The organism is Mesorhizobium sp. P3_A9 (assembly GCF_056402975.1).
This window is the reverse complement of record NZ_JBFUGJ010000043.1, coordinates 1-16,043: the sequence shown is the minus strand read 5'-3', so window position 1 is coordinate 16,043 and position 16,043 is coordinate 1. Positions and strand designations below refer to the sequence as shown.

9 protein-coding genes are annotated in these 16,043 nt (G+C 65.4%); all 9 read right to left on the bottom strand.

The window, feature by feature from the left end:
• Positions 1–9: 9 nt before the first annotated feature.
• Positions 10–3,294 carry an efflux RND transporter permease subunit gene (locus tag AC1DX0_RS09745; protein ID WP_477219895.1) on the bottom strand — a complete coding sequence of 1,095 codons (3,285 nt, stop codon included), beginning with the start codon at positions 3,292–3,294 and terminating at the stop codon, positions 10–12.
• Positions 3,291–6,425, bottom strand: coding sequence for an MdtB/MuxB family multidrug efflux RND transporter permease subunit (locus tag AC1DX0_RS09740; protein ID WP_477219894.1), 3,135 nt, complete (start codon positions 6,423–6,425; stop codon positions 3,291–3,293). The genes AC1DX0_RS09745 and AC1DX0_RS09740 overlap by 4 nt, the downstream gene beginning before the upstream one ends.
• Positions 6,422–7,822: an efflux RND transporter periplasmic adaptor subunit gene (locus AC1DX0_RS09735; RefSeq protein ID WP_477355144.1), complete on the bottom strand. Its 1,401-nt coding sequence runs from the start codon at positions 7,820–7,822 to the stop codon at positions 6,422–6,424. Before AC1DX0_RS09735 ends, AC1DX0_RS09740 begins: the two co-directional genes overlap by 4 nt.
• A gap of 115 nt (positions 7,823–7,937) precedes the next feature.
• Positions 7,938–10,790 carry a nitrate reductase gene (locus AC1DX0_RS09730; protein WP_477219892.1) on the bottom strand — a complete coding sequence of 951 codons (2,853 nt, stop codon included), beginning with the start codon at positions 10,788–10,790 and terminating at the stop codon, positions 7,938–7,940.
• Between the two features lie 4 nt (positions 10,791–10,794).
• The gene (gene nirD / locus AC1DX0_RS09725; protein WP_477219891.1) at positions 10,795–11,124 is read right to left on the bottom strand and encodes a nitrite reductase small subunit NirD; all 330 of its coding nucleotides are present in this window, start codon (positions 11,122–11,124) and stop codon (positions 10,795–10,797) included.
• A gap of 5 nt (positions 11,125–11,129) precedes the next feature.
• On the bottom strand, positions 11,130–13,580 hold the full coding sequence (gene nirB / locus AC1DX0_RS09720; protein WP_477355141.1) for a nitrite reductase large subunit NirB: 2,451 nt from the start codon (positions 13,578–13,580) through the stop codon (positions 11,130–11,132).
• 4 nt (positions 13,581–13,584) lie between these two features.
• Positions 13,585–14,382 (bottom strand): ABC transporter ATP-binding protein, encoded by a 798-nt coding sequence (locus AC1DX0_RS09715; protein ID WP_477219889.1) that lies wholly within the window; start codon positions 14,380–14,382, stop codon positions 13,585–13,587.
• A gap of 10 nt (positions 14,383–14,392) precedes the next feature.
• Positions 14,393–15,283 carry a nitrate ABC transporter permease gene (gene ntrB / locus AC1DX0_RS09710; RefSeq protein ID WP_477355138.1) on the bottom strand — a complete coding sequence of 297 codons (891 nt, stop codon included), beginning with the start codon at positions 15,281–15,283 and terminating at the stop codon, positions 14,393–14,395.
• A 59-nt stretch (positions 15,284–15,342) separates the two neighbouring features.
• Positions 15,343–16,043 (bottom strand): CmpA/NrtA family ABC transporter substrate-binding protein (locus tag AC1DX0_RS09705; RefSeq protein WP_477355135.1); only part of this gene is annotated, 701 nt, incomplete at its 5' end.

The window sequence follows — 16,043 nt, the reverse complement described above, 5'->3', positions numbered from 1 at the left end:
CGGCAGCGTTCATTCACCCGGTTGTGGGCGTAGCGTCCGCAGGCGTGGCGTCGCCAAGCGCAACTGCCGGCACCAGCGACCGAAGCGGTCGACATAGATGTAGATGACCGGCGTCGTGTAGAGGGTCAGGATCTGGCTCAGGATCAGGCCGCCGACGATGGCGATGCCGAGCGGCTGGCGCAGTTCCGCGCCTTCGCCAAGGCCGATCGCCAGCGGCACGGCGCCGAACAGTGCCGCCATGGTCGTCATCATGATCGGGCGGAAGCGCAGCAGGCATGCCTGGTAGATGGCGTCATGCGCCGATCTGCCCTCGTTGCGCTCGGCGGCCAGCGCGAAGTCGATCATCATGATGGCGTTCTTCTTGACGATGCCGATCAGGAGGATGATGCCGATCAGCGCCATGATCGAGAACTCGATGTTGAACAGGGTCAGCGCCAGCAAGGCGCCGACGCCGGCCGAGGGCAAGGTCGAGAGAATGGTCAGCGGGTGGGCGTAGCTTTCGTAGAGAATGCCGAGCACGACATAGACGGCGATCAGCGCGGCAAGGATCAGCAGCGGCTGGTCGGACAGCGAGTCCTGGAAGACGCGCGCCGTGCCCTGGAAGCTGCCATGGATGGTGGCCGGCATGCCGATGCGGTCGGCGGCCGCGTTGATGGCCTCGACGCCCTCGCTGAGCGCGATGCCCGGCGCCAGGTTGAATGACAGCGTGGTGGCGACGAACAAGCCCTGGTGGTTGACCGACAGCGGCGTGCTGCCGGGGCCGTAATGCGCGACGGCCGACAGCGGCACCATGGTCTCGGCTCCGGTGCTGACCGCCGAACCGGTCGAGGCCGCCGTCCTGCCGGTGCTGGTGATGGAATTGTTGGCCTGGTTGCGCGCGGCGTCGGCGGCGACCGATTGGGCAGTGGTGGACTTGCCTGATACAGCGAATGTGCCGGCAACCGCATTGCTCGACTGCGACCCGCCAACCGATCCGCCCGATGTGCTGACATAGACTTTCTTCAGCGCATCGGGGTTTTGCCAGTATTGCGGCGCCACTTCCATGATCACGTGGTACTGGTTGCGCTGGACATAGATGGTGGACACTTGGCGTTGGCCGAAGGCGTCGTAAAGCGTGTTGTCGATCTCGCTGGCTGATATGCCGAGACGCGTCGCGGTGTCGCGATCGATGGTGACGTCGGCTTCGAGGCCCTTGTTTTGCTGGTCAGAGTTGACGTCGGTGAGCTTGGGTTCCGTTTGCAGCGCTGCGGCCAGCTTCGGCGCCCACTCCGCCAGTTCGTCGAAACTGTCACCTTGCAAGGTGTACTGGTACTGCGCGTTCGACTGCCGCCCGCCGACGCGTATATCCTGCACCGCCTGCAGGAACAGTGTGGCGCCCGGCACCACTGCCAGTTTGGGCCGCAGCCTGGCGATGACCTGGTCGGCGGAGATCTTGCGCTCGGCCAGCGGCTTCAGCGACACGAACATGGAACCGGAATTGGTCTGGCCGCCGCCGGTGAAGGCGACAGCGGCGTCGACGGCCGGATCCTTGCTGACGATGCCGGCGAACTGGGTGAGCTTCTGCGACATCGACTGGAAGGAGGTTGCCTGGTCGGCCTGGATCGAGCCGGTCAGCCGTCCCGTGTCCTGCTGCGGGAAGAAGCCTTTTGGGATGGTAACATAGAGGTAGCCATTGAGGCAGAGCGTTGCCGCCAGCACCGCCATGATCAGCAGCGGATTGTCGAGCGCCCAGGACAACGATCGGCGGTAGAAGCCCAGCATGCCCTCGAAGATACGCTCGCTGAAGCGGTAGAGCCGGCCATGTTCACGCTGGCCTTCAGGGCGAAGCAGGATCGAGCACATCATCGGCGTGGTGGTCAGCGAGATAACGAGCGAGACCAGGATCGCCGCCGACAGCGTGATGGCGAATTCGCGGAACAGCCGTCCGACGATGCCGCCCATCAGCAGGATCGGGATGAAGACTGCGATCAGGGACAGGCTCATCGACAGCACGGTGAAGCCGACCTCCTGGGAGCCCTTGATCGCCGCCTCCATGCGGCCCATGCCGGAAGCGGTGTGGCGAGCGATGTTTTCGAGCACGACGATGGCGTCGTCGACGACGAAGCCGGTGGCCACGGTCATCGCCATCAGCGACAGATTGTCGATGCTGAAGCCGAGCAGGTACATGACGCCCAGCGTGCCGACCAGAGATACGGGCACGGCCACGATCGGCACCAGCGCCGAGCGCACGTCGCGCAGGAAGGCGAAGACGACGAGGATCACCAGGCCGATGGCGATCATCAGCGTCTGCGCGACCTCGCTCAGCGAGGCGCGGATGGTGGTCGAGCGGTCGACCGCCAGCGACAGGTCGATGGCCGGTGAGATCGAGGCGCGCAATGTCGGCAGCAGCGCCTTCACCCGGTCCACCGTCGCGATGATGTTGGCGTTGGGCGAGCGGTTGAGGATGATCAGCACGCCCGGCTTGCCGTTGGCGAGACCGGCATTGCGGATGTTCTCGACGGAATCATTGACCTGGCCGACATCGGAAAGCCTGACTGGCGCGCCGTTGCGGTAGGCGACGATCAGTGAGCGATAGGCATCCGCCTGGTTGGCCTGGTCGTTGGCGTAGATCTGATAGCGCTGGTCGCCGACATCGATGGCACCCTTGGGGCTGTGGGCATTGGCCGAGGCGAGTGCGGCGCGCACGTCCTCCAGCCCAATGCCGTAATCATAGAGCACTTGCGGGTTGAGCTCGACGCGCACCGCCGGCAGCGAGCTGCCGCCGACCGACACCTCGCCGATGCCGTCGACCTGCGAGAGCTTCTGCGCCAGCACGGTGCTGGCTTCATCGAAGAGCTGACCCTTGGACAAAGTGTCCGATGTCATCGACAGGATGAGAATCGGGGCGTCGGCCGGATTGACCTTGCGATAGGTGGGATTTGAGCGAAGGCTGGACGGCAGGTCGGCGCGCGCGGCGTTGATCGCCGCCTGGACGTCACGCGCGGCGCCGTCGATGTCGCGGTCCAGCCCGAACTGCAAGGTGATGCGGGCGCTGCCGACGCTGCTCGACGAGGTCATTTCGTTGACATCGGCGATTTCGCCGAGATGCCGCTCGAGTGGGCTGGCGACGGTGTTGGCCACCACCTGGGGGCTCGCGCCCGGCAGCGAGGCCGATACCGAGATGACGGGGTAGTCCACCGCCGGCAGCGGCGCCACCGGCAATTGCGGAAACGCCACCAGCCCGGCCGCCAGCAGGCCGAAGGTCAGCAGCGTCGTCGCCACCGGCCGCCGAATGAAGGGAACCGACAGGTTCATGGCCTGGCGCCCGCACCATGGGTGTGAGGAAGACCGGGGCCGTGGGGAAGGTTGGGTTCGATGCCTCGGAAGCGGGCGGCGAGGCGATCGAACCAGAGATAGATCACCGGCGTGGTGAACAGCGTCAGCAACTGGCTGAGCAACAGGCCGCCGACAATGGAGACGCCCAAGGGATGGCGCAGTTCCGAGCCGACGCCGGTACCGAGCATCAGCGGCAAGGCACCCAGCATCGCCGCCAGCGTTGTCATCAGGATCGGGCGGAAGCGCAGCAGGCAGGCCTGGTAGATGGCCTCGCGCGGCGCCTTGCCTTCATTGCGCTGCGCGTCGAGCGCGAAGTCGATCATCATGATGGCGTTCTTCTTGACCACGCCGATGAGCAGGATGATGCCGATGATCGAGATGATCGTCAGGTCCTGGCCGGCGATCATCAGCGCCAGCAGCGCGCCGATGCCGGCCGAAGGCAGCGTCGACAGGATGGTGATGGGGTGGATGAAGCTCTCATAGAGCACTCCGAGCACGATGTAGACGGTCACCACCGCCGCCAGGATCAGGAACAGCGTGTTGTCGAGCGAAGCCTGGAAAGCGCGCGCCGCGCCCTGGAAGCTGGTGATGATGCTGAGCGGCATGCCGATGTCGGCCTGCGCCTGCTCGATCGCGGTGACCGCCTCGCCGAGCGAAGCACCGGGGGCCAGGTTGAATGAGACGGTGGTGGCGGGGAATTGCCCCATATGGGTGATCTGCAGCGGCGTGGTGGCGATATGGGTGGTTGCCACCACCGACAGCGGCACCGGGGCGCCGCCCGCCGACGAGGGCAGGTAGACGGAAGCGAGCGCCTTGAGCGAATCCTGTTCGGACGGGGCGGCTTCGAGAATGACGCGGGACTGGCTTGACGTGGTGTAGATGGTCGAGACCATGCGCTGGCCGAAAGCGTCGTAGAGCGCGTTGTCGACGGTCGCCGGCGTGATGCCGAAGCGCGCGGCCTGGTCGCGGTCGATGTCGACAAAGACGGCAAGGCCGCTGTTCGACAGGTCGCTGGCGACATCGGCGAGCTGCGGCAGTGTGTTCAGTTTTGTGAGCAGCTTCGGCGTCCATTCTCCGAGTTCGTCGGCATTGGCGTCCTGGAGCACGAATTGATACTGGGTGCGGCTGACCTGGCCGTCGATGGTCAAGTCCTGAACCGGCTGCATGTAGAGCGTGACGCCGGCCACCGGAGCGGCTTCCTGTTTCAGGCGGGCGATGACCGCGGTGATGTCGGCGCTGCGCTCCTCATGCGGTTTGAGGTTGATCAGGATGCGGCCGACATTCATCGTGGTGTTGGTGCCGTCAACGCCGATGAAGGACGACAGGCTGTCGACATCCGGGTCCTTGAGAATGATGGCGGCCAGCTGCTGCTGTCGTTGCGCCATCGCGGCATAGGAGATCGACTGCGGCGCTTCGGTGATGGCCTGGATGACGCCGGTGTCCTGCACCGGGAAGAACCCCTTGGGGATGACCACGTAGAGCGCCGCCGTCAGCACGAGGGTCGCCGCCGCCATCACGAGCATCAGCGTCTGCCGGTCGAGCACCCAGGTCAGCGCCCGGCCGTAGCCGCGGATCACCCAGTCGAAGAAGTCGCGGCTGGCGCGCTGCAGGGCATTCTCGCGTACCGCCGCCACCGGTTTGAGCAGCTTGGCGCAGGCCATCGGCACCAAGGTCAGCGACACCACGGCCGAGATCAGGATGGTGGTGGCAAGCGTGATGGAGAATTCGCGGAACAGCCGGCCGACGACATCGCCCATGAACAGAAGCGGGATCAGCACCGCGATCAGCGAGACCGTCAGCGAGATGATGGTGAAGCCGATCTGCTGCGAGCCTTTCAGCGCCGCTTCTAGCGGTGTCGCGCCTTCCTCGACATAGCGCGCGACGTTCTCGATGACGACGATGGCGTCGTCGACGACGAAGCCGGTGGCGATGGTCAGCGCCATCAGCGACAGATTGTCGAGGCTGAAGCCGAACAGGTACATGACGCCAAGCGTGCCGACCAGCGATAGGGGAACCGACAGGCTCGGGATGAGCGTGGCGCGCGCGCTGCGGAGGAAGACGAAAATGACCAGCACGACGAGGATGATCGACAGCGTCAGTTCGTATTCGACGTCACGCACCGAGGCGCGGATGGTCGTGGTGCGGTCGGTCAGCACCTTGACGTCGACGGCGTTCGGCAGCGAGGCCTGGAGCTGCGGCAGCAGCGCCTTGATGCGGTCCACCACGTCGATGACGTTGGCGCCGGGCTGGCGCTGTATGTTGAGGATGATCGCCGGCGTGCTGTTCATCCAGGCCGCCAGCCGGTTGTTCTCGGTGGCGTCGACCACGTCGGCGACGTCGCTCAAGCGCACCGGCGCGCCGTCCTTGTAGGCGACGATCAGCGAGCGGTATTCGTCGGCGCTCTTCAGCTGGTCGTTGGCGTTGATGGTGTAGGCCCGCGACGGCCCGTCGAAATTGCCCTTCGGCGTGTTGACATTGGCGCTGCCAAGCGTGGTGCGCAGATCGTCGAGGTTGAGCCCGTAGGCGGCGAGCTTGCGCGGATCGGCCTGGACGCGCACGGCGGGGCGCTGGCCGCCGCTGAGGCTGACCAGGCCGACGCCCGGCAGCTGCGATATCTTCTGCGCCAGCCTGGTGTCGGCAAGCTGCTGCACGTCGCGCAGCGGCATCGTCGCCGAGGTCAGACCGAGCGTCAGCACCGGCGCGTCGGCCGGGTTGACCTTGGCATAGATCGGCGGCGCCGGCAGGTCGGCCGGCAGCAGGTTGCCGGCGGCATTGATGGCGGCCTGCACCTCCTGCTCGGCAACATCGAGCGAGATCGCCAGGCTGAACTGCAGCGTGATGACGGAGGAACCGGCCGAACTCACCGAGTTCATCTGGTTGAGGTTGGCGATCTGTCCGAGCTGGACTTCCAGCGGTGCCGTGACCGAGGACGTCATGACGTCAGGGCTGGCGCCGGGATAGAAGGTCTGCACCTGGATGGTGGGATAGTCGACCTCGGGCAGGGCCGAGACAGGCAAATAACGGTAGGCCAGCAGGCCGGACAGCATGATTGCGACCATGAACAGCGATGTCGCCACCGGCCGCAGGATGAAGGCGCGCGACGGGCTCATTGCTGCTGCCCGGACTCCGACTGCCCCGAGTCTGAATGTCGATGCTTGTGACCCTTGCCCTTGTGCTTGCCTGTGTTGTCTGGATTCGGCGTATCGGATGCAGGCTGGTCGGGTGGGGATTGAGCGTCAGGTTGGGCTTGAGCTGGCGGCGTTGTCCCTGCCGGCGCAGGCGTCGATGGTTGCGAGGGTGCCTGTGCCGAGGGCTGCGCCGGGGYCGCCTGGCCGTCCTGCTGGAGGTTGATATGGGCGCCGTCGCGGAGCTTGTCGGCGCCGTCGACGACGACGCGGTCGCCAGGATTGAGGCCGGCGAGGATCTCGACGCGTTCGCCATTGGTGACGCCAAGCGTGACCTTGCGCACAGCGACGGTGCTGTCGGGATTGACCAGGTAGACGAAGGTGCCGGGCAGGCCGCGCTGGATCGCGGCAATCGGGGCGATCGCCACGTTTTTGTGCTCGTCGACGAGAAGCGAGACGTTGACGAACTGGTTCGGGTAGAGGACGCGCGCTTCGTTGGCGAAGCCGGCCCGCAGCTTGATGGTGCCGGTGCTTGGATCAATCTGGCTGTCGAAGGTCTCGAGCTGGCCGTCGGCGAGCTTCTTGGCTCCGGCGCGGTCGAAAGCGGAGGTGGGCAGCACGGCGCCCTGCTGCATGCGTTGCGCGATCGCCGGCAATTCGTCCTCGGGCACGGTGAACAACACACTGATCGGCTGCACCTGGGTGATGATGACGATGCCGTTGGCGTCGCCTGGGGTGACATAGTTGCCCTGGTCGACCTGGCGCAGGCCGGCGCGTCCGTCGACCGGAGAGAGGATGCGGCAATAATCGAGATTGAGGGTGGCGGTCTGTATCATCGCCTGGTCGACCTGGACGGAGCCCTGGTCCTGCGCGACAAGGGCGACCTGCGCGTCGAGGGTCTGCGGCGTCGCCGCCCCTTGGGCCACCAGCTTCTGGTCGCGGACGAGGTCGAGCCCAGCATCCTTCAGCATGGCCTGGTCGCGCACCAACTGGCCCTGGGCCTGGGCGAGCGCCGCCTGGAAGGGGCGGGGATCGATCTCAGCCAGCAGGTCGCCCTTCTTGACGTCCTGGCCTTCCTTGAAATTCACCTGGATGAGCGGGCCGGTGACCTGCGACTTGACGGTGACGGTGGAGAGCGAGGTCACCGTGCCGAGGGCATTGAGGGTAACGTCTATCGTACCTTTTTCGATGGCGGCGGCGCCGATCGTCGTCGGCTGCGCGCCGCGCCTGCCGCCGGGCAGCTTGGCCTCGACATGCGGACGCTGATAGAGATAGGCGCCAGTGGCGGCGACAATGGCGATGAAGATCAGCCACGGAATCCAGCCACGCGAACGGCGTGGCGCGACAGTCGTCTGCAGGGGCATTTCCAATTGCTGGTCCATGGTGGCATCTCTTAGCCCCATCGACCAATATGACCGAAACGACCCCAAGTCGAATTAACAGTTGGACAGGTTCGGCGCTGCCTTGCCGGCCAGTCATTCGCCCCCAGGGCGCGGCCTACTCGGCCGCCTGAACCCGGTTAGCCCCAATGATCGCGCGGATCTCGGACCGGCAGGAGCCGCAATTGGTGCCGGCCTTCAGGGCGCCGCCGATGGCTTCGACAGTCGTGCAGCCGACTGCCACCGCCGCCGCGATCTGGTTGGCCCCAACGCCAAAACAGGAGCAGACGGTGGCACCGGCATCGGGCCGCTCGGCGCCGGCGCGACCGGCGACGATCCGGAAGCGCTCGCGCTGGCTGGCGTGAGGCGCTTCCAACTGTTCAGCCGCCCAGCCGCGCGACACCGCGACCGGGCCGGGCGCAACGAACAAGGCGCCCACGAGGCGCTCGCCATCGAAGGCGGCAATGCGGTGTTGGCCGGCGTCGCGGTCGTGATAGGCGAGCATGTCCGCCGAGGGGGCATTGAGGAGAGAGCCGGCGAAGGCTGTCCAGTCGACCGCGTCGTCGGCGAAGGCGAGCTCGACCCGCCACCCACCCTTGCAGCGGGCTGCTGCCCAGTAGCTTGCGTCAATCAATCCCGGCTTCTGGCGCATCACGGCGAAGGCAAAGGCCTTGGCGGCAAATTTCTCGATGCGAGCCGCGACATGTTTCAGCGCCGGCTGGCCTGAGATTGGGTCCGTGAGCGGCGCGGTGAGTACGTCGAGCCGGCCTTTTGCCGCGAACTGATCGGTCCAATGCATCGGCGCGAAGATGCTGCCCCGGCGCTGGCGGGGCGTAATCAGGGCGCGGACCAGTACGTCGCCGCGCGGGCTGGAGATGCGCACGATGTCGGCATCGCCGATGCCGTGGTGCTGTGCATCGGCCGGATGGATTTCGACAAAGGGCTCGGCGATGTGCTGGGACAGACGCGGGCTTTTGCCAGTCCGCGTCATGGTGTGCCAGTGGTCTCGGATACGACCGGTGTTGAGGATGAGCGGGAAGTTGGGGCTGGTGCGGGTTTCGGTGGTGGCACGGATGGCGATGAAGCGGGCTTTGCGGTCGGGTGTGTAGAAGTTGCCGTTGGCGAAGAAGCGGGTGTTGGAGGGAGGGTCGGCCTCTGGCTGATGTCGAGCTTGAACACCCCCCTCTGTCCTGCCGGACATCTCCCCCGCAAGGGGGGAGATTGACAGTTTTGGCCTCGCCGCCGATCCTCCGTCGTTGGAGATGGGCGAAGGCCGTTGCGACTGCTGATCTCCCCCCTTGCGGGGGAGATGGCCGGCAGGCCAGAGGGGGGTGCCTTGGCTCGGCGCTGGCCATTGGAAAGGCGCCAATGCTTCGTAATCTTCTCCATCGACGCTGGCATAAGCACCAATATCGAAATCCCGCGCACCATCATTCTCAAACCCAGACAGCTTCGCGTGCTCGCCAAAAACCTCCGTCGGCGTCTCGTGCGCAAACGCCTCGCCAAAGCCCATCCGACGCGCCACCTCGGCTATGATCCACCAGTCGGGTCGCGCCTCGCCGGGCAGATCCAGGAAGGCGCGCTGGCGCGAGATGCGGCGCTCGGAATTGGTGACCGTGCCGTCCTTCTCGCCCCAGGCGGCGGCGGGCAGCCGGACATGGGCGTGACGCACGGTGTCCGTGCTGGCCAGCACGTCCGAAACGACGACGAAGGGGCAGGCCTTGATCGCCGCCTCGACGGCGTCGGCGTCCGGCATCGAATCGACCGGGTTGGTGGCCATGATCCACAGCGCCTTGATGCGCCCGTCGGCCACGGCTTGAAACATCTCGACCGCCTTCATGCCAGGCTTTTCGGCAACGGTCGGCGCGTTCCAGAAGCGCTGCACGCGGTCGCGATGTTCGGGGTTTTCGATCTCCATATGGGCAGCCAGCATGTTGGCCATACCGCCGACCTCGCGGCCACCCATGGCGTTGGGCTGGCCGGTCACCGAGAACGGGCCGGCTCCCGGTCTGCCGATCCGGCCGGTGGCGAGATGGCAGTTGATGATGGCGTTGACCTTGTCGGTGCCGGACGACGATTGGTTCACGCCCTGGCTGTAGACGGTTACCGTCTTCGTGGTGGCGGCGAACAGGCTGTAGAAGCGGGTGAGCTCATCCTCGCTCAGGCCYGTCGCRGCKGCGATKCCGGCAAGGTCGAGCGCCGAGGCGGCGAAAAGCGCTTGSCCGAAGCCGGTCGTGTGCGCGGTGATGTAGGCGCGGTCGAGCGCGTTGTGCTGGCCGAGCCAGGCAAGCAGGCCGGTGAAGAGAGCGACGTCGCCATCCGGCGCGATGGCCAGATGCATGTCGGCGATATCAGATGTCATGGTGCGGCGCGGGTCGATCAGCACGACCTTCATCTCCGGCCGCTTTTCCCGGGCGGCGGCGATGCGCTGGTAGAGCACGGGGTGGCACCAGGCGAGGTTGGAGCCGACCAGCACGATGAGGTCGGCAAGCTCGAGATCCTCATAGGTTCCCGGCACCGTGTCGGAGCCGAAGGCGCGGCGGTGGCCGGCGACCGAGGAAGCCATGCACAGACGCGAATTGGTGTCGATGTTGCCCGAGCCGATGAAGCCCTTCATCAGCTTGTTGGCGAGGTAATAATCCTCGGTCAGCAACTGGCCCGAGACATAGAAAGCGACCGCGTCCGGGCCGTGCTCGGCGACGGTTTGCGAGAAGGTCGAAGCGACGAGGTCGAGCGCCTCGTTCCAGCCGACGCGGCGGCCGTGGATTTCGGGATAAAGCAGCCTGCCGTCGAGGTCGATGGTCTCGGCCAGTGCCGAGCCCTTGGAGCAGAGCCGGCCGAAATTCGCGGGATGATCGGGGTCGCCGCGGACGGACACTTGCCCGTCCGCGGCGACCTTCGCCAGCACGCCGCAGCCCACCCCGCAATAGGGGCAGGTGGTCCTCACCTCGCGTGCTGCGTCGATTTCCATGGGTTCAAGCCGCGCGGCTGGCCAGCGCTTCCAGCGCCAGGAACAGGCGCTCGCCCTCGACCTTGACCGGGATGGTGCGCACCATGCCCTCGTCGGCGCCGAGCGCTTTGCCGGTCTCCAGCGAGATCACCCAATTGTGCAGAGGGCAGGTCACCGCGGTGCCATGGACGATGCCCTGGCTGAGCGGCCCGCCTTTGTGCGGACAATGGTCGTCGATGGCATAGACCTGATCATCCTGGGTGCGGAAGACCGCGACCTTGCCTTGCGGCGTGGCAACGCAGCGCGCGCCACGGCGGGGGATGTCGGAGAGGGAGCCGATGGCGATCCAGTTCATCTCCATCACTCCGCCGCCTCGGCAAACCCGACCGAAGCCATCGGCCGGAATTCGTGCTTGTCCTTGCCCGAGACGCGTTCCGACCATGGGTCGACCTGGGCGAATTTCTGCGAGAACACGAACCGCTCGTAATAGGCCTTGCGCTTGTCGGCATCGTCCATGATCTGGCGCTTGATCTCCGGGATGCCGATGCGCTTGGCCCATTTGTAGATGCGCTCGAGATAGCGGCCCTGCTCGCGGTACATCTGCGTCAGCGCCACGATGTGCTCCAGCGCCTCGTCCTCGGTCCTGACCATGCCGAGCACCTCGGTGCCCTTGATGTCGAGGCCGGCGGCGCCGGCGAAGTGGATCTCGTAGCCGCTGTCGACGCAGATGACGCCGACATCCTTGCAGGTCGCCTCGGCGCAGTTCCTAGGACAGCCCGACACCGCCATCTTGACCTTGGCCGGGGTCCACGAGCCCCACATGAATTTCTCGATGCGGATGCCCAAGCCGGTCGAATCCTGCGTACCGAAGCGGCACCAGTCGGAGCCGACGCAGGTCTTCACCGTGCGCAGGCCCTTGGCATAGGCGTGGCCGGAGACGAACCCGGCCTGGCCGAGATCGGCCCACACCGCCGGCAGGTCTTCCTTGCGGATGCCCAGCATGTCGATGCGCTGGCCGCCGGTGACCTTGACCATCGGGATCTCGAACTTGTCGACGACGTCGGCGATGGCGCGCAGTTCGGCGGCATTGGTCACGCCGCCCCACATGCGCGGCACCACGGAATAGGTGCCGTCCTTCTGGATGTTGGCGTGGACCCGCTCATTGATGAAGCGCGACTGGTAGTCGTCGGCGTAGTCGTCCGGCCAATCGCAGACGAGGTAATAGTTGAGAGCCGGCCGGCATTTGGCGCAGCCGCAGGACGTCGTCCATTCCAGTTCCTGCATGACGGCGGGAATGGTCTTCAGGTGCTTGGCGATGATCAGCCGGCGCACCTCGTCATGGCCGAGCGTCGTGCAGCCACACATTGGCTGAACCGCGGCCGGATTGTACGTATCGCCGAGGGTCAGCACCATCAGCTTCTCGACCAGCCCGGTGCAGGACCCGCATGAGGCCGACGCCTTGGTGTGGGCGCGCACATCGTCGAGAGAGGTCAGGCCCTTGGCGGTGATCGCACCCGTGATCTTGCCCTTGCAGACGCCGTTGCAGCCGCAGATTTCCGCATCATCCGGCAAGGCTGCAACGGCCGCCATAGGGTCCAGCGGGGCACCCCCCTGGTAGGACTGGCCGAAGATGAGCGTGTCGCGCATCTCCGATATGTCGGTCTGCTTCTTCTTGAGATCGTTGAACCAGGCGCCATCCGCCGTCTCGCCATAAAGCACGGTGCCGATGATGCGATCGTCCTTCAGCACCAGACGTTTGTAGACACCGGCCGCGGCATCGCGCAGCACGATCTCCTGGCGGTCCTCGCCCTCGGCGAAGTCGCCGAGCGAGAACAGGTCGATGCCGGTGACCTTGAGCTTGGTCGGCGTGTCCATATGGACGAAGGCGGCCGCCTCGTTGCCGGCGAGCTGGCTCGCGGCAACGCGCGCCATCTCGTAGAGCGGCGCGACCAGCCCGTAGACCATGCCATTGACCTCGGCGCATTCGCCGAGCGCATAGATGTCGGGATCGTTGCTGCGCATGCCGGCGTCGACGACGATGCCTCTGTTGACRGCGATGCCSGCTTCCTTGGCCAGCGCTGAATTCGGCCTGATGCCGACSGCCATGACCACCAGCGTCGCCGGAATGATGGTKCCGTCGGCRAGTTCCACCTGCTCGACCTTGCCGTTGCCTGTGATCGCCTGSGTGTTGGCCTTGGTGATGACCTTGATGCCGCGTTGTTCGACTGCGCGCTGCAAGAGATAGCCTGCAGCCGGATCAAGCTGGCGCTCCATCAGCGTGGGCATGACATGCAGCACGGTGACGTCCATGCCTTGCGCGTTGAGGCCCGCAGCCGCCTCCAGCCCAAGCAGGCCGCCGCCGATGACCACGGCCTTGGCGCGCGACTGGGCGGCCAGCATCATCGCCTGGACGTCGTCGAGATCGCGATAGGTGAGCACGCCCGGCAGATTGTGGCCCGGCACCGGAATGATGAACGGCACCGAGCCGGTGGCGATGACCAGCTTGTCGTAGGGCTCGGTGACGCCGTGGTCGGAGGTGACGGTCTTYGCCKKSCGGTCGATGGCSACGATCTTGTGGCCCTTGTAGAGGGTGATGTTGTTGGCGATGTACCAGCCRTCGCCRTGGATGATGATYTCYTCATAGGCCTTTTCGCCCGACAGMACCGGCGACAGCATGATGCGGTCGTARTTSACGCGCGGCTCGGCGTTGAARATGGTGACGGCGTAGCGGCCCGGCGCCTGCTCCAGCAGATGCTCCAGCATGCGCCCGGGGGCCATGCCGTTGCCGATGATGACGAGTTTTTCGGTCATGGCGTTACTCCGCGGCTTCGACGAAGCGGTGGCGTTCGTAGAGGAATTTCAGCACCGCCTCGCGGCAGCGCAGGAAGGTGCGGTCGGAGGAAAGCTCGACGCGCCGGCGCGGCCGTGCCAGCGGCACGGGAAGCACTTCGCCGATGGTCGCCGCCGGACCATTGGTCATCATGACGATGCGGTCGGAGAGCAGCACCGCCTCGTCGACATCGTGCGTGATCATGATCGTCGTCGAGCCGAGCCTGGAATGGATGTCCATCACCGCGTCCTGCAGATGGGCGCGGGTCAGCGCGTCGAGCGCGCCGAACGGCTCGTCGAGCAGCAGGATCTTCGGTTCCATGGCCAGCGCGCGCGCAATGCCGACGCGCTGCTTCATGCCGCCCGATATCTCGGCTGGGCGCTTGTCCCTGGCATGCGCCATCTGCACGAGGTCGAGATTGCGCATGATCCAGTCATGCCGCTCGGCCTTGCTCTTCGAGCGACCGAAGACCTTGGATACCGCGAGGTTGATGTTCTCGTAGACGGTGAGCCAGGGCAGCAGCGAGTGGTTCTGGAACACCACGGCGCGTTCCGGTCCGGGGCTGTCGACTTCCTTGTCTTCGAGCAGCACGGCGCCGGCGGAAACTTTGGTCAGGCCGGCGATCAGGTTGAGCAAGGTCGACTTGCCGCAGCCGGAATGGCCGATGATGGAGACGAACTCGCCCTTGTCGATGGTCAGCCTGATGTCCCTCAGCACCTCGCTGACCTGGCCGCCACGGGCAAAGGATTTGTCGATATGGTCGAGTTTCAGATAGGCCGTCATGGCGCTTTCCTCACTTTGCCGTTGTGCCGCGGGTGACGAAGGCGCCGACTGCCGCGACCAGGCGGTCGAGGCAGAAGCCGGTGACGCCGATATAGGCGAGCGCGACGATGATGTCGGGCAGCCGCGACGAGTTCCACGCGTCCCAGATGAAGAAGCCGATGCCGACGCCGCCGGTCAGCATTTCGGCGGCGACGATGGCGAGCCAGGACAGGCCGATGCCGATGCGCAGACCGGTGAAGATGTAGGGGGCCGCAGCCGGCACCATGATCTTGACGAAGAACTCGAGCTGGTTGAGCCGCAGGATGCGCGAGACGTTGCGGTAGTCCTCGGGAATGTTGCGGACGCCAACGGCAGTGTTGATGATGATCGGCCAGATCGAGGTGATGAAGATGACGAACAGCGCCGACGGGCTGGAATCGCGGAATGCCGCCAGCGACAGCGGCAGCCAGGCGAGCGGCGGCACGGTGCGCAGGATCTGGAACACCGGATCGAGGCCRCGCATCGCCCAGATCGACTGGCCGACCAGCGCGCCRAGCGCRACGCCGACGATGGCCGCCAKGCCAAAGCCGATGGCGACGCGCTGCAGCGAGATCAGCACCCGCCARGCCAGGCCGATATCCTGCGGGCCATTGTCGAAGAACGGATGCGCGATCAGGTCATAGGCCTCTTTCCACAYCTGGCTGGGCGGCGGCAGGCTTGACGTGGGCGAGGAACAGGCGACCTGCCAGACGATCAGCATGAGGGCGATGACGATGATCGGTGGCACCAGCGTGCTCGCCAGTTTGCCGGCGATGGCGAGCGGGTCGAAGCGACGCCGCGCCCTGGCGGTGAAGGCGATCACCTCGGCCGGTTTGGCGGGGAACGCCTTCACCTTGGTATCCTCGATAGTCTGGATCGACATGTCTGGGAAAAACTCCGTGGGGCACTGGTGAGAAGCGGCTGTGAAGCCGCTTGCGCCGGTTATGCCGACGCCTTGATCTTCAGGCTGTCGAGATAGGCGGACGGGTTGGCCGGATMGAAGACCTTGCCGTCGAAGAAGGTCTCGACGCCGCGCGACGAGGACGCTGGAATGTCGGCCGCCGCAACGCCAAGATCCTTGGCCGCCTCGCGCCACAGATCCTCGCGGTTGACCTGGTCGACCAGCGCCTTGATGTCGGTGGTCGGCGCGAACTTGCCCCAACGGATGTTTTCGGCGAGGAACCAACTGTCGTGGCTCTTGAATGGGTAGGAGACGCCGCCCTTCCAGAACTTCATGTAGAGGTCGGTGCCGTTGGCGACGCGGCCGTTGCCGTAGTTGATGTCGCCCTTGAGGCGGCCGATGATGTCGGCGACAGGCACGTTCATCCACTGCCGCTTGCCGATGATGGCGGCCATCTCGTCCTTGTTCTCCTTGGCCTCGCACCATTGCTGGGCYKCCATGACGGCCATCASGATCGCCTTGGTGGCGTTCGGGTTCTTKTCGATGAATTCGGCGCGCAGGCCGAGCGCCTTTTCGGGATGRCCYTTCCAMAAYTCRCCCGTCGTGGCRGCGGTGAAGCCGACGCCCTGRTGGACRAGCTGYTCGTTCCACGGCTCGCCGACGCAGAACACGTCCATSKTGCCGACCTTCATGTTSGCCACCATCTGCGGCGGCGGMACGACGATGGTCGAGACGTCCTTGT